This is a genomic window from Hominimerdicola alba (assembly GCF_900109655.1).
GTDB classification, from domain to species: Bacteria; Bacillota; Clostridia; order Oscillospirales; family Ruminococcaceae; genus Hominimerdicola; species Hominimerdicola alba_B.
In genome coordinates this window covers 104,628-128,580 of the sequence record NZ_FOAT01000009.1, presented here as the reverse complement: position 1 = coordinate 128,580, position 23,953 = coordinate 104,628, and the positions used below count along the sequence as shown (strand labels likewise).

The 23,953-nt window shown below is 47.1% G+C and carries 14 protein-coding genes; 5 read left to right on the top strand and 9 right to left on the bottom strand.

From position 1 onward, the window contains the following. Positions 1 to 10: 10 nt before the first annotated feature. Positions 11 to 682, bottom strand: a complete 672-nt coding sequence (locus BMY75_RS11055) for a DUF4956 domain-containing protein (protein ID WP_074833821.1) — start codon at positions 680 to 682, stop codon at positions 11 to 13. 21 nt (positions 683 to 703) lie between these two features. Next, positions 704 to 1,372, bottom strand: a complete 669-nt coding sequence (locus tag BMY75_RS11050; RefSeq protein WP_074833819.1) for a polyphosphate polymerase domain-containing protein — start codon at positions 1,370 to 1,372, stop codon at positions 704 to 706. Positions 1,373 to 1,713: 341 nt separating this feature from the next. On the opposite strand from BMY75_RS11050, the gene BMY75_RS11045 reads away from it, so the two are divergent. Further along, positions 1,714 to 3,096, top strand: coding sequence for a vWA domain-containing protein (locus tag BMY75_RS11045; protein ID WP_074833817.1), 1,383 nt, complete (start codon positions 1,714 to 1,716; stop codon positions 3,094 to 3,096). 494 nt (positions 3,097 to 3,590) lie between these two features. After that, positions 3,591 to 5,327 carry a putative bifunctional diguanylate cyclase/phosphodiesterase gene (locus BMY75_RS11040; protein ID WP_074833815.1) on the top strand — a complete coding sequence of 579 codons (1,737 nt, stop codon included), beginning with the start codon at positions 3,591 to 3,593 and terminating at the stop codon, positions 5,325 to 5,327. Between the two features lie 132 nt (positions 5,328 to 5,459). Here the strand turns inward: BMY75_RS11040 and BMY75_RS11035 are convergent, their stop codons facing one another. Continuing rightward, positions 5,460 to 6,341 (bottom strand): serine hydrolase domain-containing protein, encoded by an 882-nt coding sequence (locus BMY75_RS11035; protein ID WP_074833813.1) that lies wholly within the window; start codon positions 6,339 to 6,341, stop codon positions 5,460 to 5,462. Between the two features lie 192 nt (positions 6,342 to 6,533). Here BMY75_RS11035 and BMY75_RS11030 point away from each other — a divergent pair, with 192 nt between their 5' ends. Next, positions 6,534 to 7,793 (top strand): glycoside hydrolase family 27 protein, encoded by a 1,260-nt coding sequence (locus BMY75_RS11030; protein WP_074833811.1) that lies wholly within the window; start codon positions 6,534 to 6,536, stop codon positions 7,791 to 7,793. A 90-nt stretch (positions 7,794 to 7,883) separates the two neighbouring features. On the opposite strand, the gene nrdR is transcribed toward BMY75_RS11030, so the two are convergent. The 4 genes from nrdR to BMY75_RS11010 form a co-directional block, all read right to left on the bottom strand. Beyond that, positions 7,884 to 8,330: a transcriptional regulator NrdR gene (nrdR, locus tag BMY75_RS11025; protein WP_024856039.1), complete on the bottom strand. Its 447-nt coding sequence runs from the start codon at positions 8,328 to 8,330 to the stop codon at positions 7,884 to 7,886. Between the two features lie 154 nt (positions 8,331 to 8,484). Beyond that, entirely contained in the window at positions 8,485 to 11,595 is a 3,111-nt protein-coding gene (locus BMY75_RS11020; protein ID WP_074833809.1) for an HD domain-containing phosphohydrolase, read from the bottom strand. 421 nt (positions 11,596 to 12,016) lie between these two features. After that, complete coding sequence (locus BMY75_RS11015) at positions 12,017 to 15,664, bottom strand: YhgE/Pip domain-containing protein (RefSeq protein ID WP_074833807.1); 3,648 nt, start codon at positions 15,662 to 15,664, stop codon at positions 12,017 to 12,019. 33 nt (positions 15,665 to 15,697) lie between these two features. Next, entirely contained in the window at positions 15,698 to 17,809 is a 2,112-nt protein-coding gene (locus BMY75_RS11010; RefSeq protein ID WP_074833805.1) for an efflux RND transporter permease subunit, read from the bottom strand. A gap of 261 nt (positions 17,810 to 18,070) precedes the next feature. On the opposite strand from BMY75_RS11010, the gene BMY75_RS11005 reads away from it, so the two are divergent. Then, the gene (locus tag BMY75_RS11005; protein WP_074833804.1) at positions 18,071 to 18,682 is read left to right on the top strand and encodes a TetR/AcrR family transcriptional regulator; all 612 of its coding nucleotides are present in this window, start codon (positions 18,071 to 18,073) and stop codon (positions 18,680 to 18,682) included. 367 nt (positions 18,683 to 19,049) lie between these two features. Further along, entirely contained in the window at positions 19,050 to 22,274 is a 3,225-nt protein-coding gene (carB, locus tag BMY75_RS11000; RefSeq protein WP_074833801.1) for a carbamoyl-phosphate synthase large subunit, read from the top strand. A gap of 118 nt (positions 22,275 to 22,392) precedes the next feature. Here carB and BMY75_RS10995 read toward each other — a convergent pair whose 3' ends face one another. Beyond that, complete coding sequence (locus BMY75_RS10995) at positions 22,393 to 22,989, bottom strand: hypothetical protein (RefSeq protein ID WP_074833800.1); 597 nt, start codon at positions 22,987 to 22,989, stop codon at positions 22,393 to 22,395. After that, on the bottom strand, positions 22,982 to 23,461 hold the full coding sequence (locus BMY75_RS10990) for a sigma-70 family RNA polymerase sigma factor (protein ID WP_074833798.1): 480 nt from the start codon (positions 23,459 to 23,461) through the stop codon (positions 22,982 to 22,984). The genes BMY75_RS10995 and BMY75_RS10990 overlap by 8 nt, the downstream gene beginning before the upstream one ends. Positions 23,462 to 23,953 lie beyond the last annotated feature (492 nt).

Here is a 23,953-nt window from a genome sequence, read left to right as displayed (position 1 = left end):
TCTCACGTCCTTATCCCATGTAATCTCCGTTGTAGCTGACCAGAACTGCGCTCTGCACACCGTTCATATCGGAAAGCTCGTTGATGAAATCGGTGTTGTCGTCTTTCAGGCGGATCTCTGTGTTCAGCTCTACAAGACCTTTCTGTGCTGTCTTGCTCTTGATAACGCATCTTTCGGTCTTGCTGTCGAGGAATGCCTTTGCATTCTTTTCAGCGTCGTGATTGTCGCAGCGGATAACTACGATGTAGGGGTTCTTGTGGGATTTTCTGTTAACGAATATCAGAAGTATCACGCCGATGAGCACGCTGCCGACAACTGCAAGAGGTATCATGCCTGCCGCAAGAACTATTCCCACTGCGATAGACCAGAACAGGAAAGCGATATCAAGGGGTTCTTTGATTGCTGTACGGAAACGCACGATAGACAGCGCACCTACCATACCCAGTGAAAGTACTACGTTGCTTGTTACAGCAAGTATAACTACTGTGGATATCATTGTCAGCGCTACCAGTGTAGTGCCGAAGCTTGAGGAATACATAACGCCGTTGTAGGTCTTTTTGTATACCATGAATATGAACATACCCAGTCCGAAAGCAAGCACAAGGGCGATTGCCATATCAAGTATGCTGACACTGGTCACATTTTCAAGAAAATTGGATTTAAAAATATCTTTGAAGCTCATTGTGGATTCTCCTTTATTATATTATCCGTAGATACGACAGGCTGCATATTTTGAAAATGCACCCTCGCGCCTGTCTGCAAGGGCTACTGCATCTCTTATGATGTCAGGCAGGAAACCATCCCACTTGACTTCCAGTATTATCAGTTCCGATACAGGAACTGTAACACAGTCACTTTTAAGAAAGTCAGTACATCTCATACCACTTCTGACATTGTAATCAAGTGTCACCCTGACATTGCCCGCAGGATAGATGAATGGTTCACGGGTATAATCAACGATGGTCTTTGGGGCTATGCCCTGGGTGTACATCTTTGAATACAGTTCCCGTATCAGCGGATATTGTGAATCCAGCATCCAGCCGATATCGCCGTCAACTATCCTCTGCGCCTGCTCAGCGGTGAGCGGAGCGCTTTGCTTATTTCCGAGATTCGCGAACTTACTCTTCTTTTCAAGATGTATGACAGATGTATCACCATTATAGTACCGTATCCTGAATTTTTCACGAATGCTCACTCCATTCAGCTTTTCCTTCAGTGCTTTGTCGGCGAGGTTGTCAAAGTAAAGACTTCTTATGAAGTATTTGCCGTCGATTGCATGAGGGTCGTGATATGCCACCGCATTCAGTCGGTGACATATCGTCATCATATCAGAGTAATTGATCTCATGCTTTATCTCATGTCTGAGGTCCATACTATCACCCCTTTCGTTTTTATTATCCGAAACGACCTGCTGTCGGCTTGGATCTCTCTTACGATCAATATTATAAACGTTTTAACTAAAATGAAACTTAAAGAAATACTTAAGTCAGATCGTTTATTTCACCTCATACTAACTTCATATCCATTGTTTACGGGACTTTTACGAATCTTGGGCTATATTGCGATAAAATAACTTTGTGCAAAACCAACATGGAACGTGGTCGATGTTTGTGAAAAATCACACCAAAAAAACTCTTCTGCCGAAACGTATATATGATGTAAGCGGCAGAGAGCCGCAGATCCGATGACAAAACAATAACGGAGGGAACAACTATGAAAAAGATGGATATCAGAAAAATAACAGCAATGACAGCTGCTCTGGTGATGTGCATATCAATGGCATCCTGTGGAAGTACATCAGACAAAGCCGGCACCAACGGCGGCGATAAAGCAAAAAACTCGGGAACAACAAAGAGCGTTACAGATGCTGAAACTGCCGCTGAGACAACAACAGTTGCTGCAAAGAAAGCTGAGGCTATCGATGATGCAGGGTATGAGGGCGAGATGGCTGATATGAAGATGGAAACAGCTGCTGATGCGGATATGGCAATGACGACAGAGGGTGTGGCTCTGGATGCAGCAGCCAAGTCAGATGATGCAGCTTCTCCCGCACTTGCAGGCGATGAGGACATACTCCCCGGTGAGCCTGATAACGCTGTAGACGGCAAGGCTTTCGTGCTTACAGCAGGGGAGTGGAACGATAACAACAACTGGGGCTTCTTTACAAACCTTGCCAAGAGCGGCACTATCAATTTCCCTGTGTTCGGTTTTGACCCCACTCACAGGATAGCAGTAACTGTCACCAAGGATGGAGAGCCCGCACGTGAGCAGCTTGTTGAACTTCTGGACAGCGACGGCAATGTTATCTGGATGGCAAAGTCTGACAAGAACGGTATGGCTTATGTGTTCTATAAGAATGGTATGAACCCCGCAAAGGTAAGGTGTGGTGAAAGCGTGCAGGAAGTTAAGGGCGACAGCGATGACGGTCAGGGCGACGCAGGCACTGCCGAGGTAACCCTTGAAGCTATGGACAGCAAGAAACTTGATGATACTCAGGTAATGTTCATACTGGATACCACAGGTTCTATGGGCGATGAGATAGCATATCTCCAGATGGATTTCGCATCTATCGCTGAGGATGTTGATGACGGACATACTACTTTCTCTGTTAACTTCTACCGCGATGAGGGCGACGATTATGTTACCAAGTGCAATAGGTTCACAAATAATGTCAAGGTGATACAGGATGACCTCAACCGCGAGAGTGCTACCGGCGGCGGAGATTTCCCCGAGGCTGTTGCAGAGATACTCGAGGAGACCATAACCAACAACGATGAGTGGAGCGAGAGCGCCAACAAGATAGCTTTCCTTATCTTCGACGCACCTCCTCATGACGGTAAAGAGGATAAGCTTGAAGCAGCAGTAAAGACCGCAGCCGCAAAGGGCATACATCTTGTACCTGTTGTATCCTCCGGTGCTGACCGCGACACCGAGCTTTTCGGCAGAGCGATAGCAGCCGAAACAAACAGCAACTATATATTCCTGACAGACGATTCAGGCGTTGGCGGTTCTCACCTTGAACCCATCATTGGCGACTACGATGTTGAACTTTTGCATGACATTATTGTAAGGAATATCACAAGCCTGAGAGGATGATATAATAGTATTATCAACTGCATAAATAGACCATTGAACGCCGATGTGTGCATACACATCGGCGGAATTTTTTGAAGAAAAATGATGATAAATTGAAAAAAACAACAGATGAAATATATAATTAATCATATATATATATTAGAATAGTACATTTCGTAATTAAAGCGCTGTTTTTATTTGACATTTTTTTCGCAATGTTGTATAATGAATATGTCAAATATTTTGCATACGTGACTGAGATAATAAAAATTCATGACGGAAATAATTTTTAAAACATACTGCCATAACTGTTAAAATTTGGGAGCGTAGAAGTGATATTAATTCTTTGCAGAATATTTGTAAGCCGTCATAATACAGTTTTTGTTTTTTCTGTGTATGATACGGCTCTGTTTGAATGGGAATAATGAGATTTTTATAAAGGAATCCCCGAAATAAATATAGAGTCTGTTGCTGACTGAACATCGGGGAGCGGGTATAAAGTACAGGGGGTCAAGATGGTCAAGCGTGATAAGAAAAGCAATAGCATACCTGATACGCTTGCACGGATAATGGGTAAAAGGACAGCATCGAAAGGTCTGTTTGTGATATTGCTTGTGATGTATCTTGCATCTACAGCTATAATCAGTATGTCGGCGTCTTCGTATAAGGTGCTGAACATTGCTGGCAGTGAGATAAGTGTGTATGCATTTGCGGGAGTGTTTTCTGCGATATCGAATATTGCGGTCATGTTTATGGCTGTGTATTTTGGCAAAAAAGGTTTTTTTACATCGCTGTTTTTCCTGCTTTTGCAGTTCCCGATGATGGTCAACGGAATAATCAATCACCATAATCTGCAAAGTCTGCCGGGAGCATTTACGAATATACTGACGATCATCGCAGTTATCGTGATCTATGTAAATAATGAAAAGATAGATAAATTCCAGCAGAATATCCGCGAACAGGCGGTCACGGATATGATGACGGGTCTGCCAAACAGGTTCGCAAGTCAGGAACTGGTTGAAACACTGCTGAATGATGGTGAGAAATTCGCTGTGGTATCCATAGATCTCGATAGCTTCAAGAGCATAAATGATACTATGGGGCGCGATGTCGGCAGCAAGCTGATAATAAAGATCGCCGAAAAATGGAAGAATTCTGCAAACAACGGTGAAACCGGAACGGTGGATTTTATCACCAGACAGTGCGGTGATGAATTTACGCTGATAATCCGCGGGTATGAAAACGATAATGATATACTGGAGACAATAAAGCATTATCAGTCTCTTCTGGAAGAGAAGGTCACGATAGACGGCTGTGATATGTTCGTCAGGGGAAGCTTCGGATATGCTCTTTATCCTGATGATGCAGATATCAGCGACCATCTTTTTACCTATGCGGATGCTGCAATGTATGAAGTAAAGAGAATGAACAGCAGTGAAAAGGTCATGAGATTCTCCAAAGAGCTGATGAAGATAGAGCGTACACTGGAGATCGAGCGCAAGCTGAGAAAAGCTCTTGAAGACGATACGATATTCTTTGAGCTCCAGCCACAGTTCGATATGGCTCACAGGCTGCGTGGCTTTGAGAGCCTTGCACGCATCGACGACGGAAACGGAAATGTACTTACACCAACGGAGTTTATACCTGTGGCTGAAAAAGTCGGATTGGTTGACAAGGTCGATACCAAAGTGTTCAGAAGATCTGCTGAATTTTTCGGCGAGCTTATCAGAAAGACGGGTGCAAGGATAACCCTCAGCGTAAATGTATCGGTAAGGCATCTGATGAAAAACGATTTTCTTGAAGAAGTCAGATCAATATTGAAGTCCAGCGGGCTTCCGCCTGAACAGCTTGAGATAGAGATAACCGAATCGGTGCTGATAGAATCTGCCGAAAAGGCATTGCAGTGCATAACCGAGATCAAGGAAATGGGCGTTAAGATAGCGATAGACGATTTCGGCACGGGTTATTCGTCTCTGAGTTATCTGTATAGCTTTCCTGCCGATCTGCTTAAAGTTGACAAATCCTTTATCGACAAGATGAACACCAACGAATCCTCGAAGCAGTATGTTGCTGCGATAATCTCCATAGGCCACATCATGAAATTTGATGTTATCTCCGAGGGAGTCGAAGATGAAGAACAGCTGGATACCCTTAAAGATATCGGCTGTGATTACATACAGGGATTCATATGGGGCAGACCTCTGTCCAAGGAAGAAGCGGAGAAGCTGGTGCTTAGTCAGGTGTCTGCATAAATTTACTATATACAAAATTTGCCCCGAAGCGTTATGAAATGCTTCGGGGCATTAATATTGCTCTGGTATGCTTATCGCACAAATGTTCCACGTGGAACATTTGCACTTACTGGGTCTGCTTGTGATTCAAAGCTATTTTGGAAATTCCTCAATAAAGCGCTGCGCGATATCCGCAAGCTCGCCGCTTCTTTCGGGCTGGTGCGAAAGATAAGTAACCGACAGCTGTTTTTCGGGACAGGCAACGCATCGCTGACCCCATTTTCCGCTGATGGCAAAGGTGGTATCTGTAGTCCAGAAGAAGTATCCGTAGCCGCCTTTTTCGGTCTTTACAAGGGGGCTTGTTGCTTTATGAATCAACGATGGGGGAATGATCTGATCCCCATGCCAGTTACCATCCTGCATGAAAAGCTGACCGAGATCTGACAGCTGACTTACCGTGAGTTCCATGCCCGTAGCGCCGTAAAAATGCCCCTCGGGCGAGAGCTGAAAAACAGGTCTGCCCCAGCCGAGAGGTTCAAACAGTCGTGGCGAAAGGTAGTCCATAAGGTTCATACCTACCGCGTTTTCGCAGGCGGCACCAACCAGATAAGCGGGGATATTTGAGTAGTGAAAACTCCTGTCGCCGTAATCAACTGGCAGGCGCAAGATGTTTGCAAGCCAGTCGTCATTGTCGGGATTGTCGATAAGGGCGGCGGCTTCCTGCGGGCGGAAAGGGTAGGGCGCGGCGGACATGGTCATGAAATCTCGGAAAGACAAATCCTTGAAAGGCTCGGATATGATATCAGTGTATTTACTGTTCAAATAAATGTACAGCTTATCTGCGATGTTTATCTTGTTTTCCGAATGTGCCATAAGGACAGCAGCGGCAGTCACGGATTTCGTAGCAGAGTAGACAGGGTAGGGGATATCCGCGTCAAAACAGCGTTTCAGTACAGGTTTGCCTTGGTATGTTATCTGTGCGCCGTGCAGTTCGATACCTGCGGCGGAAACGTCATCAAAAAATCTTTCAAACATGAAAATCCTCCGTATTCAAAAACTAAATTGATTATACCGCTTTTTCGTGCGTAAGTCAAGAGTAAGTATTCAGTTAACATATTGTGCAAAACCGGCTTTGTAAATTAGCAGAATAGTCTATTGACTACGCACTTCTGCGATGATATAATTAACATATCCTTTGAAAAAGATGATCGGAACGGAGGTATATAAATGATGATAAAAACGCCCCCAATGGGCTGGAACAGTTGGGACTGCTATGGTGCATCGGTTGATGAGGAAACAGTCCGCAGGAATGCCGAATATATGGCAAAACACCTTAAACAGTACGGCTGGGAGTATGTTGTGGTGGATATCCAGTGGTATGAACCTTTGGCGAAAAGCCACGAATACAATAATTTTACCGAACTCTGCATGGACGAATATTCCCGCCTTATCCCCGATGAGAGCAGATTTCCGTCATCGGCAGGTGGAAAGGGTTTTGCTCCGTTGGCTGAATATGTCCATCTTTTAGGACTTAAATTCGGTATACATATTATGCGCGGTATACCCCGTCAGGCTGTACACAGGAACACGGCTCTCTTCGGCACTGATAAGACTGCCCGCGAGGTGGCTAAGATGAACAGCATATGCGCATGGAACACCGATATGTACGGCGTTGACCCCGAGAAAGAGGGAGCTGAGGCTTACTACAGGAGCATTTTCGCCCTGTATGCCGAATGGGGCGTTGACTTCATCAAGTGCGATGATATCTGCCGTGAGCTTCCTCACGAGGAAAGCGAGCTGGTGCTTCTCAGCAAATGCCTGCATAACTGCGGCAGAGATATGGTGCTGAGCCTTTCCCCCGGACCTGCACTTCTGGAAAAGTCCGAGCTCTACAAGCAGACAGCCGATATGTGGCGTATCACCGACGATTTCTGGGACAACTGGCAGTCTCTCTACAATATGTTTGAAAGATGCGAAAAGTGGAGCATCCACAGCGGTGCAGGACATTATTCCGATGCCGATATGCTTCCTGTCGGCGCGATATTGCAGGATTACAGTCCTGAAAACAGGACTAAATTCACCGAAGATGAACAGCGTACCATGATGACCCTGTGGAGCATTTTCCGCTCGCCGCTGATGATAGGCGGAGAGCTGACAAAGAACGACGAGTTCACCGATATGTTGCTGACGAATGCCGCTATAATCGGCATGAACAAGCTTTCACGCCACGCGCACATGGTTTTGCGCAGGGAGATCGGCGGCAGTGAGCATATCCTCTGGACGGCTGTGTGTGCCGACGGTGGACAGTACGCGGCGGTGTTCAATGTCGGCGAAAATGCGGGCAGCTTCACTCTTGATCTTGCCGACTTGGAGATATATACTCCCGTCACCTGCACCGACCTCTGGACAGGGGCTGTAACCGAGAACTGCAGAGGTATCAAGATAGAGCTACCGCCCCACGGCGCGTCGGCTTTTCTGCTGAAATAATAAGTACAACGACGAACGCCCTGCAATACTATGCAGGGCGTTCGTCGGTCTTTATTTGAGTTTAATGAGAAAACACTGTTTGTCTGAAGTTCACTTTTCAGAAAGTTCGGAGATTATCTGTATAAACGAATCAACATCATTGAAGTCCTTATACACCGAAGCAAAACGCACGTAAGCCACGTTATCCAGCTTCTTCAGCCCGCTGAGCACCATGTCGCCTATCTCGCCAGTGGTGGTCTCGGTCTGCATCTTGTTGGCATAGGTGTTCTCGATATCATCTACCAGATTGGTAACCTGCTCAACGCTGACAGGACGCTTCTTAATGGCGTTCTGCAAGCCCTTTATCAGCTTTTGTCTGTCAAACGGCTCAAATGAACCGTCCTTTTTGTAGACCATCAGCAGCGGCTTTTCAACTACCTCATAAGTGGTGAAGCGTCTGCCGCACTTTGGACATTCACGTCTTCTGCGCTTTTTGCCCTCGCTGGGTCTTGAATCTATTACTCTTGTATCCTCATGGCTGCAAAAGGGACATCTCATCTTAATAACTCCTATTCGGTCAATGATGTACGTTTTTTTTCTCTGTATTACATTATAACACAGAAATTTTCAAATTTCAAGTGGTTTTGCAAATTTAGTATGAATTTTTTTGGACAGTGTGGATGTTTTGCTCCATTTGTATGCATTAATGCTGTTATGATCTCTGCTCAGCTTCTTTGTTCAGGCGCTTGTGGATATTATCAATATCCTCGGTAGTGCCACCGCCATTGTCATCAGGGGCGCGGAATTCGCCTTTTTCCACCAGCCTGAGGAAAGCGTCAACCACATCCTCAGTCAGCTGAGTGCCTCTGGCTTCTTTCATGATAGACACCGCTTTATCAAAATTCATGCGCTTGCGGTAGGGACGGTCGGAATACATGGCATCGAAAGTATCTGCGACAGCGATTATCTGGGCTACGCGGGGTATTTCTTCGCCTTTCAGACCCTTAGGATATCCCTTTCCGTCGGGACGTTCGTGGTGTGCGCCTGCACCGATGGCAAGCTCAGGCATTATGCTGATATTTTTTAGCGTATTATAGCCAAGGGCTGAGTGTGATTTGATTATCTTGAATTCCTGGTCGGTCAGCTTGCCGGGCTTATTCAGCACCTCGGGCGGTACGCCGACTTTTCCGATATCGTGCAGCAGCGCGATATTGTAGTATTTCTCAATTGTCTCTTCGTCAAGACCCAGTTCACGTGCAAGCATCATTGTATACTCTGCCACGCGGGTGGAGTGACCGTTGGTATACTTGTCTTTCATATCGATAACTTTCGCGAAAGCTTCAACTATCTCACGGATAAGGGTCTTCTGCTCTTTTTCCTTTTCAAGGAAACGCGCCGTTCTTCTGCCGATGTAGCTCTTCACCGCCAAAATGATGATACCGATCACCAAAGCCGCACAGAGGATCATGAACCAAAGCGTTTCGTATATCGCCTTTGTCTTGATTATCTTTACCACAAGTTCTTTCGTGGTTCCGTTATGGGGGTCTTTTACCTGCATAACAAAGCTGTATGTTCCGCCGTGCAGATTGGTGTAATCCACAGGTGCAAGCTCGCTGCGCTTAAGGGTCACAGGGTTCTTGTCGAAGCCCTCAAGACAGTAGGTTATCTCAGGGTTTACCAGCGAGTAATTGTACGCATAGCTGTATATCGTCAGTTTTTTTACAGTTGAGGGTATCACGATATTACCCGAGCTGTCGGGGTAGATCATCTTGCCGTCAGCCTCAGCATAGGGTACCGAGAGCTTTATGCTTTCCACGTTTTCAAATTCCTTTTCGATATTGACCTTTGCAACGCCTGTTGTACCCGAGATATAAAGGTCTCCGTCGGCTGTGAGTTCGCTGTAGGAATTTGAAGTCGTTATGCAGGAAAGACCGTTGTCCCTGCCGTAGTATATGGGCGAATGTTCGCCGTTTTCAAGGAGTGTCTCGCATTTTTCAACGTATATGCCGTTGCTGCTGAGTATCCACATCTCGCCCCGGGAATTCTCGTAAAGGTCAAAATTGTTTGAATATGGGAACTTCTGTATCGTGGTTATGTTGTAGTCGGCATCCATATACGCCAGTGAATTGCTGGTCACTATCCAGTAGATATCCTTTGAGATATCTTTCTTTATACGCATCATAACGTCCGAATGAAGACCGTCATCGGTGCCGCGGTGGATTATGGAATTATTGCCTATTATGAACATACCGCCGCCGTCTGTACCGAGTATAAGGTCGCCGTTCTCGCTTTCGGCGGCTGTGAGTATCTCGGTGTTGCTTATGCCGTCGCTTTCGCCGTAGACTTTGATTATCTTGTCGTCCTTGATGACCGCTGCACCGCCCGTGCAGACCGCCACAAATGTGCCGTCCGAACGCTCAATGACAGTCCTTACGCGCTCTGAGGGCATACCGTCCTTCTCGGTGAATTTTATCACCTTACCTCTGTCGTACCTTAGCAGTCCCTGTTCACCGAAAGTCGAAAACCATACTCTGTTTTTGCTGTCGCGGATTATCGAACGTATCTTGCAGTCGTGCATAAGGCTGATAAGGTCGGTATCAGCGCAGACCTCTCCCGATGCAGTTTTTGAAGATGTGATGAGCAGGTTCTCCAGTTTTCTGCCGTTGCTGAGGACGATAAGTCCGCTGTTCTTTGTGCCGATAAACAGCTTGCCGCTTTCCGCGCAGGTGGAGTATACCACCTCGTTTTCGAGTTTGTATTTCTCAAATATATCCGTGAACTGATTGGGAACTATCTTCATCACGCCCTGCTGTGAGGATACGAACCACAGGTTCTTCTGATAGTCCGTCATCATATCCTCTATGGAAGTCGTGAGTGGGATATTCTCCAGAATAGTGAATTTTCCGTCATCGATGAAGCCTATGCCGTTATCGGCACAGACCCACAGCATATCCCCCACGGTACACATGGAGTTTACATACCTTAACGGCGAGATATCAGTAGGGTCAGTATTTTTGAAGCCCTTGTCAAGTTCGCCGTGATATACCTCGTGGTTCTTGGTGCCTATATATACATACCCTTTCTTGTCAGGGTCTGGAAGTATCGAGTGTATATCTTCGATACCCAGTTCTTCTGAACCGCTGAAGCTTTTCAGCCTTTTGTTTTCCAGCGTGAATACCGCACCGTCGATGGTAATGCCGTATATGATATTGTCGGAGACGTGCTTCAGCATACGGATATATCCGTTATTGAGCTGGGGCTCGTCTATCATGGAAAGACTGCCGTTTTTGTCTACCAACGCGATTCCCTGGGTCGTACCTAGATAGATGTTGCCTTCATCGTCCTCGGTTATAGAGCGTATCGACAGGGAAGTAAGACCGTTGCTTTTATTGTATAAAGTAAACTCGCCCTTTTCCATCACCGCCGCGCCGCTGTCATTGGTGCCTACCCAAAGACGATTCTTTGAATCCACAAAAAGCTTCACCACGCTGGCTATGCCTGTGGTAGAATCTATTCGCTCAAAAGTATTGCCGTCATAGCGGATAAGGCCGCTGTAACTGCCGATCCATATGAATCCCTCACTGGTCTCAACGATGTCGTTGGCTTCCGAGGTGGGCAGACCCGAAGTGTTGTCATAAAGCACGGTGGAATAGCCCTCGCCCTTGCCTGTGGGATCGACTGAAAGCTCTTCCTCTGTGATGATCTCATCGCCCCAAGCACGGAACGGCACACTCATAACAGCTGAGGTCAGCAGTAACGCCGATGCCGTGATGCAAAGCAGCTTTTTCGATATTCTTTTAATAAGGCTGAGTTTGTTTTTCATATCGCTCACTCTCCGTGATCATACCGACAGTCGGATGTAAAATCGGCTGTTATCGGTCTTTATCCATCAATTAGTATAAGACTTGTATCTGATCTTTATCCTTACTTTCTAATTCTTAACTAAGTTATTCATGACTAAATTGTAACCTAACAGAAAATAATTATTTATAAGTATATGATATCACATTTATATGTGCATTGTCAATAGTTATCAGCGGAAAAATAAAGCGATTTTATTTCATGTTTAATATATTAACGAAAAAAGCACCCGCTTCTCGCGGCAATTCGAGAAACGGGTGAAAGGGGGTATCATATCAAACGGCATCTGTCTCACCCGACTTACGCACAGCGTCTGCCGAATGAGGAAAATATGCCGTTCAATAGAGTTTGGGAGAAATCTTGTTTAATAGCAGATGGCTTTATCAGTCATCTTTTTTTGCCACAGCAACAGGAGCGGTCTCGTAGATGAACTTGACTTCGCCTTCGGTGCCTGCTGCCTTGCCCGAGAAATTATCATAAGCCTTGCTTGCTTTCTTAAGTGCGTCAAGCCTGTCGAGCAGTGGAGTGATATCATCGTTGTAGGCGCTGATTATCTTGTCGATGCCCTCGCGGCGGAATTCCTTCATGCCGCTGTTGAGCTTCTTAGCGCCGTCTTCAAGCTTCTTTGAACCGTCTTTCAGCTGTGCGGCACCGTCATCGAGAGCAGTTATGCCCGCATAAAGTGTGCTGCTGCCGTCGGAGAGCTTTTCGGCACCATCTAAAAGCTGTGCACTGCCTGTGGATACGCTGTAAGTGCCGTCTTTGAGGGTCTGTCCGCCTTGCCAGAGAAGTCCCAGACCGTCATCAAGCGCGGATGCGCCGTCCGTAAGCTGGCCCAGACCGCCCTGAAGTGAGCCAAGACCTGTATCAAGCTGATATGCGCCGTTATATGCGGCGGCTATACCCTCGGCGAGGGAGTGTGTGCCGCCTGAGATTTTCTTTGCGCCGTCGGCAACAGCAGTGCTTCCGTCAGCAAGCTGTCCTGCGCCTGCTACAAGCTCTGTTACCTTTGAAGCAAGTGTGCCTGTGCCTGCTTTCAGCTTTTCGCCGCCCTCGGTCAGCTGACCAAGTCCGTCATCAAGCTTTGTAGTACCCTCTGAAAGTTGAGTAAGTCCGCCCTGAAGCTTGCCTGCGCCCTCATCGAGAGCAGCTGCGCCTGTATTTGCAGAGTGAAGTCCTGCAGAAAGAGTGGAAGCGCCTGTGCTGAGTGAGCCGGCACCTATCGCGAGAGCCTTGATGCCCTCTAAAAGTGAAGTCACGCCGTTATCTATTGCAGATATGCCGTTGAACAGTGTGTTAGCGCCAACTTTGAGTTCACCTGAACCGCCTGACAGCTTGCCAAGACCCTCGTCAAGATCGACAGCGCCTTTGTTTACCTGTTCAATGCCTGCCTGAAGCTTGCCTGCACCGCTGTCTACACTCTTAGCACCTGCGGAAGCGGTAGTCAGTCCCGCTGAAAGAGAACCAGCGCCTGTGGAAAGTGCATTAGCGCCATTCAGAAGTTCACTGCTGCCCGCTTTAAGACCTGCCGCACCAGTGGAAACCTTTGCAGCGCCGTCAGCAAGGGTCTTGGAATTTGTATAAAGTTTGTCTGCACCCTCAGCAAGAGCCTTGCCGCCCTCATCTAGAGTTGCCAGTCCCGTATCCAGAGCCTGTGCGCCATCTACCAGAGCAGCAGCCCCTGTTTTAAGGCTTGCGATGCCGTTGGTCAGCGCGGTGGTGTCAGCTGATATCTGTGAAGAACCCTCTGCCAGACCTGCGGCTATCTGTTCCTGAGAAGCGATGGTCTGCTGAAGAGTGCCTATCATTGTGGCTATATCGTCGCTGGGGTTTGAAGCGTATATCTGCTGAAGACTTGCAAGCACCTGCTTGTTGTATTCTATCGAAGAATAAAGTCCGTTTGCAGCGTTGGTCATTGAATCCGAAATACCGTTCAGCTTTTCGGGGATAGCAGCTGCGCCCTCGGCGAGAGTATCTATACCGCCGGAAAGGGACTGTGCGCCCGCGAGCACCTTTGCAGAACCTGCCTTGGAGGAGGTTATTCCTGCGGAAAGTGTTCCTGCCGATGTGCTGAGTGAACCCGCACCTGTTGAAAGCTTTGAAGAACCTGCCGCTACGTTAGCCGCACCGGAATCGAGGGTCGCTGCGCCGTCAGCCAAAGCCTTTGAACCGCTTGCAACTTTCTTTGAACCGCTGTGAACATCTGCAGCGCCCTTGTCGGCGGAACTTATGCCCTCAGCAAGCTTTTCGGTGCCAGATTTGAGGTCATCTGCGCCATTTTTCAGCTGAGAAGTTCCTTCCTTTAACTTTGCTGAGCCTTCTTTAGCTGACTTTAAGCCATCGTCTAAAGTTTTAGCACCGTCAGCCAGAGATTTTGCACCATCCTTTGCTGATGCTGTGCCGTCTTTCAGTGACTTTGCGCCTGCTGCGGCAGTGTCAGCGCCGTCTTTGAGTTTATCAGCACCATCTTTCAGTTTTGCCACGCTGTCATCTGCATTTGCCATACCTGCCGCCAGCTGAGCAGTACCTGATTTGAGGTCGGCAGCGCCAGAATTTACCTGAATGAAGCCGTCAACCAGCTGCGTAGAACCGTTTCTGGCAGCTTTTATGGCGTCGACCAGGGAATGTGCGCCGTCATCGATCGCCTTTGTGCCGTCAGCCAGTGCGCCCGAACCGCTTGCGACTTTCTGTATGCCGTCATTGAGTTTCGATGCACCGTCCGCGAGAGAAGCTGCGCCCTCATCAAGGGTCTTTGCACCTGTGTCTGCATCACCCAGACCGTTGGCCAGCTTGGCAGAACCGTCTTTCAGCTGAGATGCACCGTCATTGACCTGAGTGAAACCACCCACCAGCTTATCGCTGCCGTCTTTAGCGCTCTTTATGCCGTTTACAAGGTCGCCTGCGCCGCTGTCCAGAGTTTTTGTGCCATCAGCCAGCTTGCCTGCACCGTCAGCCAGAGATACAGCACCATCATTGAGCTGTTTACCGCCGTCTGCCAGCTTATCTGCGCCGTCTTTCAGATCGCCGACACCCTTGTTGAGTTCCTTTGTGCCGTCGTAAAGCTGCTGTGAGCCATCAGAAAGCTGATCTACTGCGTCAGCCAGTTCGCCAAGTTTGTCTTCAAGCTCATCAAGCTTGTTGATGCCGCCAAAGTCGATATCATTGAAGAAGCTGTTTGTGCCTGCGGTGAATACGGTTTTCAGCTCGAAATCTGTAACATCGGCGGTGAACTCGAAGTACTCTGGTATGCCGATATCCTCATTGTCCTCAAGACCAAGGCTTGATGTCAGCCCCGGCAGAGCATAGCCGATAACTGCCTGTCTGTCGCCGTCGGAAACCAGTTTGCCGTTAGTTACCTGAATATTCTTAAATTTAGTGCCGTCCAGAAGTGAGCCCGTAGCCATCAGGAAAGGTGTGCATATAGTCTCGTTCTTGCCGTTTATCTTGACTGTGGTAGTCGAATTGTTGACATAATCGTATCTTACAGTTACCTTGCCGCTCTTGCCTGCAAGCTCCTCAGGGGTGATGCTCCTGCCGTCAAGAGTGTAGCTCACCTTTATCTCAACAGGCAGAGCTGCATTTGTGTAGCCCTTGTAGTAAATATCTCCGCCAGAAGTGTTCCACTGCATACCCTTTCCGCTGCCTGAGAAAGTATCATCGTTTTTCAGGTTCTCGATGTCGGTCAGGGTGGACATATCCATCAGTGTTGTAAGTCCCTGAGGGTTTACCAGATGATCGCTGACAATGATCTTGGTGGGATTGCCATTCGCATCGGTGAGTACGTAAACTGTCTCTTCCTTGCGGGTGGTGGTGCCGTCAGATGTCTTTGTTTCGTCCGACTTTTTATTGTCGCGCTTCTTTAGCTCGGGGGACTTGTAATCATCATCTTCCGAACTTTCCTTGTCGGAAGTTTTAGAAGAATCATTCGACTTTGAAGATTCATCTTTATTTGCAACTGCGTAAAATCCTGTTGAACCTGCTGATATCAGCACTGCCAGGACACCTGCTAAAAATCTGCCGTACTTTTTCATAACTATATCTCCTTTTTGATGTGAATTCTTTTGTTAACTGTTCAGCGCTGGCTTGCTGTAACCGCTCTCGCGTCTCGCAGTATCTTTCATGCCTATGGTGCTGTTGATTATGACCTTGTCGAACAGCAGAAGCATCGAGGGCAGAGCGCATATTACCGTTACCATGGATATGAGCGCACCTCTTGACATCAGTGTGCAGAGCTGTGATATCATATCAACGCTTGAATACAATCCCACACCGAAAGTCGATGCGAAGAAGCCAAGCGCGCTTACCATGATGGATTTCATCGAGGTGGCAAGTGCTATCGTTACGGCTTCCGTCTTGTCCTTGCCCGATACGCGCTCCTGCTTGTAGCGGGTGGTCATCAGTATCGCATAGTCAACGGTAGCACCCAGCTGTATCGTACCTATAACTACCGATGCTATGAAAGGTATCTTTGTATGAGTGAAGCAGGGAACTGCCATATTAACAGTTATGGCAAATTCGATGACTGCCACCAGAATTATCGGCAGTGAGAATGACCTCAGTGCTATCATGATTATCACAAATATAGCCGCGATGGAAACTGTGTTAACAACAGTGAAATCGCGCTTTGTGATGCTAATGAGGTCCTTTGTAGCGGCAGCCTCGCCGATCACCATGCCTGTATCATCGTACTTTTTAAGTATGTCTATCAGCTTATCCACCTGAGCGTTTACTTCAGGAGATGCTACCTTGTAATCTGAGCCTACCAGCATCAGCTGCCATTCGCCCTCTTTCAGCAGACCGCTTATGGATTCGGGGACAGCTTCCTCGGGGATAGATGAACCTATCAGCGTATCGAAAGCCATGGTCATGTTTACACCGTCAACTTCGTTCATTTCGTCGGTCATCTTGACAACGTCCTTGCGCTTCATATCCGACTTGCAAAGGATAATGTGTGTTGAGGATATATCGAACTCTTCCTGAAGCTTAGTGTTTGCCAGTACGCTGTTAAGGTCAGCGGGGAGAGTATCTGTCAGGTTGTAGTAAACATCCGTGTGAGTCTGTCCGTAAATTCCGGGGATAAGCAGTGCGATGAACAGTACCACGAATGCCGCGTGATGCTTTACTATGAAATCGGCAGCTTTGTCCATGCTGGGAATAATATCTCTGTGTATGGTCTTTTCCAGAAGTCTGTCAAATACCAGTATCATCGAAGGCAGTATTGTTACACAGCATATAACACCGATGATAACGCCCTTTGCCATTACTATGCCCATATCAAGACCAAGAGTGTAGCTCATGAAGCACAGTGCCAGAAATCCCGCAACGGTAGTTACCGAGCTTGATACTACAGAAGATATCGTCAGGGATATGGCTTCTGCCATAGCCTCGTATTTATCAGCGAATCTCTCTTTCTGTTCCTTGTAGCTGTGCCAGAGGAATATGGAGTAGTCGATCGTTACCGCCAGCTGTAATACAGCCGTGAGCGCCTGTGTGATGAAGCTTATCTGTCCGAGGAAAATATTTGTGCCCAGATTGTAAAGTATCGCCAGACCGACGCTCAGCATGAAGAATACAGGTATCAGCAGTGAATCCATAGTCACTGCAAGTATAATGCTTGTCAGCAGTACCGCTATGCCGACGTATGCGGTAGTCTCTTTCATGGTCAGGTCTTTTATGTCTTCGACTATGGCGGTCATGCCGTTGATGTAGCACTGCTTGCCCGCTATCTTTCTCATCTCAACAACAGCTTCAAGGGATTCGTCTGCCGATGTAGCCTTGTCGAAGAAAACAGCCATCATAGTGGAATTGCCGTCCTTGCTGTTAAAGACTTCATAAATGTCCTGTGGAAGAACTTCCTTCGGTATGGAGATATCAGCTATGCTGTCATACCAAAGCACCTCGCTGACCGTATCCACTTTCTCAAATTTCGATTTAAGGGCGGCTACGTCCTTGTCCTCCATGCCCTCAACTACCACAAGAGCAAAACCGCCCTTGCCGTATTCGTCCAGCATTATCTGCTGACCTTTCATCGTGTCGATATCTTCGGGAAGATATGAGAGTATGTCGTAGTTTATCCTTGTTTTCAGCATACCTATCGCCGCAGGCACCGCAAGCACGAATGCCAGTATGACGATGAGTATCCGCAGCCTTACCACTGCCTTACCGAAGTTTTTCATACTACCGTTCCTTTCTTTGCTGATTTAATGACTCTCGGTCATTTCTATTATCATATGCAAGTATAGCACTAAAATGACCATTGGTCAATAGGTGAAATGACCTTTGGTCATAATTTTGTAGAGATAAACAAAATGACTGTTAGTCATTTGCTATTGCTGTTACATTTGCCCTATTGACAAAAATTTCTAAATATCATATAATAAAAATAATGACCCATATAATTTTTGAAAGCATGGCTGTAAAAAACGGAGGATTGTCAAATGGGTAAGCTTGATAATAACAAAAAAGCCAAGGAAGATTCGCTCCTTGCCACTGCATATAAGCTGTTCACCACAAACGGTGTCAGCAAGACCTCGGTATCTGATATAGCTAAAAGTGCGGGGGTCGCAAAGGGTACTTTCTACCTTTATTTTAAGGATAAGTACGATCTTAAAAACAAGCTGGTGGCTCACCAGTCTTCAAAGCTTTTTAAAAGTGCTCTTGAATCTCTTGAAGCTGAGAAAAAGGATATGACTTTCAATGAAAAGATGATTTATGTTATCGACCATATCCTCGACCAGCTTTCGGGCAATCCGCCTATGGTGGCATTTATTGCGAAAAACCTTAGCTGGGGAGTATTCAAGCACGCTGTAACTTCGCCCACCAAGGGTGACGACATGGATCTCCGTGCCATATACGATGCTATCCTTGCTGACGCTCCCGACGGCATAGAAGAGCCCGAGATAATGCTCTTTATGATAGTAGAGCTTGTAAGCTCAGCCTGCCATTCAGCCATACTCTACGGTGAGCCTGTCAGCCTTGAAAAGCTGAAACCCTACGTTTACCGCAGTGTAAACGACATTATCAACCACCACACCGGGGTTAATTCATAATTCATAATTCACAATTCATAATTGTTGGCAGAGGACGTAAATTTCTTGCGCTCATATCGGGGGATGTGGGCGCAATTTTTGTGCCTTGATTTTTTTGTCAGAAGATAAAATATACTGCATAAATCATAAAATATACAAAAAACTCTGTTTGATTTTCTGCTTGTAAATGCAAACATAGGACAAGAAAATCATTCGTCAGTCCTATGCCAAATAATTATGAATTATGAATCATGAATTATGAATTATTAAGATTTTGGTCTTGCATTTTATGCGGAAGTATGGTATGATATACGTTAGGAATTTTTTAAGAGAAGTTTTTGGTAAGAAAAAATTTTACGCACGATACAGTGCGGGATAGGAGTTTAGTATGCCAAAGAAACAGGATATCAACAAGATAATGATAATCGGTTCCGGTCCTATTATAATAGGTCAGGCTTGCGAGTTTGACTACTCCGGTACTCAGGCTTGCAAGGCGCTGAGAAATCTGGGTTATGAGATAGTGCTGGTCAATTCAAACCCTGCTACCATCATGACAGACCCCGATGTTGCCGATATCACCTATATCGAGCCCCTCAATCTTGACAGGCTCACCCAGATAATCGATAAGGAGCGCCCCGATGCACTTCTGCCTAACCTTGGCGGTCAGTCAGGTCTTAACCTCTGTTCCGAGCTTGACAAGGCAGGCGTGCTGAAAAAGTACGGCGTACAGGTCATCGGCGTTCAGGTAGATGCTATCGAGCGCGGCGAGGACAGGATCGAGTTCAAGAATGCTATGAGCGAGCTGGGTATCGGTATGCCCAAGAGCCAGGTGGCTTATACTGTTGAAGAGGCTGTAAAGATAGCTGAGGAACTGAAATACCCCGTAGTTCTTCGTCCTGCTTATACCATGGGCGGCGCAGGCGGCGGTATGGTATACAACGTTGATGAACTCAAAGTTGTATGCGCAAGAGGTCTTCAGGCTTCTCTCGTTGGTCAGGTGCTTGTTGAAGAATGTATCTTCGGCTGGGAAGAACTTGAGCTGGAAGTTGTAAGAGATGCCGCAAACAACAAGATAACCGTTTGCTTCATCGAGAACATCGACCCCATTGGCGTGCATACAGGTGACTCCTTCTGCTCCGCACCTATGCTGACTATCCCTGAGGACGTTCAGAAGGAACTCCAGGATATGTCCTACCGCATTATCGAGAGCATCGAAGTTATCGGCGGATGCAACTGCCAGTTCGCAAGAAACCCCGTTGACGGCAGAATAGTTGTTATCGAGATCAACCCCAGAACTTCACGTTCTTCCGCACTGGCTTCAAAGGCTACAGGTTTCCCGATAGCACTGGTTTCCGCTATGCTTGCCTGCGGTCTTACTCTTGACGAGATACCCTGCGGCAAGTACGGAACTCTTGACAAGTATGTTCCCGACGGAGACTATGTAGTTATCAAGTTCGCTAGATGGGCATTCGAGAAGTTCAAGGGCGCTGAGGACAAGCTGGGCACTCAGATGAGAGCTGTCGGTGAGGTCATGAGCATAGGCAAGACCTACAAGGAAGCTTTCCAGAAGGCTATCCGTTCTCTGGAGACAGGCAGATACGGTCTGGGCTTTGCAAAGAACTTCCACGATCTTTCCAAGGAAGAACTGCTGGAAAAACTGCGCTATCCCACAAGCGAGAGACAGTTCGTTATGTACGAAGCTCTCCGCAAGGGCGCTACAATAGATGAGATATGGGAGCTCACCAAGATCAAGCACTGGTTCCTCGAGCAGATGAAGGAACTGGTCGATGAGGAAGAAGCTCTGCTGAAGAATAAAGGCGCTGTTCCCGCTGAAGCTGTACTGAAGCAGGCTAAGCTGGACGGTTTCTCCGACAGATATCTGTCCACTCTCCTTGAAGTTACCGAGGAGGAGATAAGAAATGCCCGCATCGGCTTCGGTATAAAGGAAGCTTGGGAGGGTGTTCACGTAAGCGGCACCAAGGATGCAGCTTACTACTACTCCACCTATCACCTTGCTGAGGACAACAGCCCCGTTAATACCGATAAGCCCAAGATCATGATACTGGGCGGCGGTCCTAACCGTATCGGTCAGGGTATCGAATTCGATTACTGCTGTGTACACGCTGCTCTGGCACTGAAAAAGCTGGGCTTTGAGTCCATAATCGTAAACTGCAACCCCGAGACAGTATCTACTGACTATGATACTTCCGATAAGCTGTACTTCGAGCCTCTGACACTGGAGGACGTTCTGGCTATCCACGATAAGGAGAAGCCCGTAGGCGTTATCGCACAGTTCGGCGGTCAGACACCTCTGAATCTGGCTAATGACCTGAAAAAGTACGGCGTAAATATACTGGGTACAACTCCCGAGACCATCGACCTTGCCGAGGACAGAGATCACTTCCGCGCAATGATGGACAAGCTGGGTATCCCCATGCCCGAAGCAGGCATGGCTGTCAATGTTGACGAAGCTCTGGAGATCGCAAACCGCATAGGCTATCCTGTAATGGTTAGACCTTCCTACGTTCTGGGCGGCCGCGGCATGGAGATCGTTCATGACGACGAGATGATGAGAGTTTATATGTCTGCCGCAGTAGGCGTTACTCCCGACAGACCTATACTTATAGACCGTTTCCTCAACCACGCAACAGAGTGCGAGGCTGACGCTATATCCGACGGCGAGCACTGCTTTGTTCCCGCTGTTATGGAGCATATCGAGCTTGCAGGTGTTCATTCCGGTGACTCCGCTTGCATACTGCCTTCCAAGAACCTTAGCGAGAAGCAGGTAGCTACCATCAAGGAATATACCAAGAAGATAGCTGTGGAGATGAACGTAAAGGGTCTGATGAATATGCAGTACGCTATCGAGGGCGATACCGTTTACGTACTGGAAGCTAACCCCCGTGCATCGAGAACAGTTCCGCTGGTATCCAAGGTTTGCTCCATCAACATGGTAAAGATCGCTACTGAGATCATCACAAGCGAGCTGACAGGCAATCCTTCTCCCGTACCTTCCCTGAAGGACAAGAAGATCGGTCACTACGGTGTTAAGGAAGCTGTATTCCCCTTCAATATGTTCCAGGAAGTAGACCCCGTTCTCGGACCTGAGATGAGATCAACAGGTGAAGTTCTGGGTATTTCTCCCAGCTTCGGCGAAGCTTACTACAAGGCTCAGGAGGCTACCAAGACCGCACTTCCCAAGGAGGGCACAGTTCTTCTCAGCGTATGCGACAGAGATAAGCCCGAGCTGGTTGAGATCGCAAAGGCATTCAACGATCTTGGCTTCAAGATACTTGCAACAGGCAAGACCTACGAGATGATAGTTGACGCAGGTATCCCCGCAAAGAAGATCTTCAAAATCTACGAGGGCAGACCCAACATCGCTGACGAGATAGCAAACGGCGAGATACAGCTGATAATCAATACTCCCGCAGGCAAGACCAGCGTTCATGATGACAGCTACATCAGAAAGAATGCTATCAAGCACCGCATACCTTACATCACCACCATGGCAGCTGCCAAGGCAAGTGCTGAGGGTATCAAGGCTATCAAGCAGAACACCCACTTCGGCGTTAAGTCTCTCCAGGCTCACCACGCTGATATCACCGAATAATTTTGATTATCGGTCAATAGAAAAAAATACAGCGCTCGCATCATTTCGATGCGGGCGCTTTTTCACATAAACACAGCGGAAAGTCTGTTGAACTTTCCGCCGTGTTGTTTTTCATATATCAGTCATTGCTTGTAATAAACTTGTCAGAGCTTGTGCAATATCCGCCGTCAGGTTCAACAGTCAGATATATTACGTCATCGCCGTCTTTCAGCTGAACATAGCAGTAACCGTCCTCATCGAACTTGTCGGTAATATCCATGGAGCAGCCCTTGTAGTATGCCCATACACTGCCGTCTTCCTTGTGGAGTACTTCCACCTGATTGCTGATATGCTCCATGATATCATCTTCGGAAAGAGGTGTTTCATTTCCGAAAGCATCCAGCGCAACTCCGCCACCGTGAACTTCTCTTTCCTCTCCGTTTTCATCGGTGTATTTAAGTTCGTATTGGGTCATGCTGTCCTGCTGCTGTATATCCAGCACCGCAGCGGTCTGGTCGCCGTGGAACCATATCTGCACTTTTCTCTGTATACCGCCGATATCTGCCGCATAAGCGCCGACGCTCATAGCTGCTACGATAGCTGCTGCTGCACAAACTGCTGTTATTCTCTTTGAAATACGTATACCTTTTCTCTTGTTCATTGCTGTTTCCTCCAAATCAAGTTCGGAGGCGTGAAGCACTGAAAATGTCCGCTGATATTTTTCCTTGTTAGTCATTGTTCCATTCCTCCGTCAACATTTCTTTCAACAGAGCCCGCCCTCTGCTGAGCTGACTTTTTACCGTGCCCTCACGCCGTTTCAGTGTTTTTGATATCTCTGTGATGCTCTGTTCCTCGTAGTAAAACAAGTGTATAACTATACGATATTTGTCGGGAAGCTTCATCACTGCCTCAAAAAGCTCGCTGTCCTCAGGTGCGGCGAATTCCAGCTCGTCCATGTAGTCCTCCCACGGTACGGAATTTTTTCTTGCAAACGAGCGTGTGAAGTCTTTAGCACGGTTGATAGCAGTACGCAGAAGCCACGCTTTTATATGTTCTTCATCATTGTAGTCCATATTTTTGGATATGTACTTTATAAAAGTGTCGTGTACCGCGTCATCTGCGTCAGTCTTGTCGCGGCATATACTGAACGCCGCGGCAAAGGCATTATCCGCAAATTTACGGTAGGCTTCTTCTGCTGTCAGTCTCATTGGGTGTCTCCTTTATTTTTCTGTTTGAAAGGTCCTTTCAGCAATAACACGTTTGAGAGTGTCAAAAGGTTGCAAAAAAGAAATACTTTTTCAAAAAATTTTTTTAAAGCCGTGAAACGCCGGATAAATCGGAATCTCACAAAATATGCGCCCGCAAAAAATGCGAGCGCATACGAATCTTTACGAACGCATACCAAATCATACGAGCGTATACGGATCTTTGCGAACGTATACCAAATCATACGAGCGCATACAAATCTTTACGAACGTATACCAAATAGTACGAGCGCATACGGATCTTTGCGAACGTATACCAAATCATACGTGCACATACGAATCTTTGCGAACGTATACCAAATGTTATGAGCGCATACGGATCTTTACGAACGTATACCAAATTATACGAGCGTATACGAATCTTTACGAACGCATACCAAATCATACGAGCGCATACGAATCTTTACGAACGCATACCAAATCATACGAGCGCAT

Excerpts from the sequence above, each read along its gene's own strand:
- BMY75_RS11035 (WP_074833813.1), bottom strand. The coding sequence starts at position 6,341 with ATGTTTGAAAGATTTTTTGATGACGTTTCCGCCGCAGGTATCGAACTG.
- BMY75_RS11020 (WP_074833809.1), bottom strand. The coding sequence starts at position 11,595 with ATGAAAAACAAACTCAGCCTTATTAAAAGAATATCGAAAAAGCTGCTT.
- BMY75_RS11005 (WP_074833804.1), top strand. The coding sequence starts at position 18,071 with ATGGGTAAGCTTGATAATAACAAAAAAGCCAAGGAAGATTCGCTCCTT.
- nrdR (WP_024856039.1), bottom strand. The coding sequence starts at position 8,330 with ATGAGATGTCCCTTTTGCAGCCATGAGGATACAAGAGTAATAGATTCA.
- BMY75_RS11055 (WP_074833821.1), bottom strand. The coding sequence starts at position 682 with ATGAGCTTCAAAGATATTTTTAAATCCAATTTTCTTGAAAATGTGACC.
- BMY75_RS11045 (WP_074833817.1), top strand. The coding sequence starts at position 1,714 with ATGAAAAAGATGGATATCAGAAAAATAACAGCAATGACAGCTGCTCTG.
- BMY75_RS11040 (WP_074833815.1), top strand. The coding sequence starts at position 3,591 with ATGGTCAAGCGTGATAAGAAAAGCAATAGCATACCTGATACGCTTGCA.
- BMY75_RS11015 (WP_074833807.1), bottom strand. The coding sequence starts at position 15,664 with ATGAAAAAGTACGGCAGATTTTTAGCAGGTGTCCTGGCAGTGCTGATA.
- BMY75_RS11010 (WP_074833805.1), bottom strand. The coding sequence starts at position 17,809 with ATGAAAAACTTCGGTAAGGCAGTGGTAAGGCTGCGGATACTCATCGTC.
- carB (WP_074833801.1), top strand. The coding sequence starts at position 19,050 with ATGCCAAAGAAACAGGATATCAACAAGATAATGATAATCGGTTCCGGT.
- BMY75_RS10995 (WP_074833800.1), bottom strand. The coding sequence starts at position 22,989 with ATGACTAACAAGGAAAAATATCAGCGGACATTTTCAGTGCTTCACGCC.
- BMY75_RS11050 (WP_074833819.1), bottom strand. The coding sequence starts at position 1,372 with ATGGACCTCAGACATGAGATAAAGCATGAGATCAATTACTCTGATATG.
- BMY75_RS10990 (WP_074833798.1), bottom strand. The coding sequence starts at position 23,461 with ATGAGACTGACAGCAGAAGAAGCCTACCGTAAATTTGCGGATAATGCC.
- BMY75_RS11030 (WP_074833811.1), top strand. The coding sequence starts at position 6,534 with ATGATGATAAAAACGCCCCCAATGGGCTGGAACAGTTGGGACTGCTAT.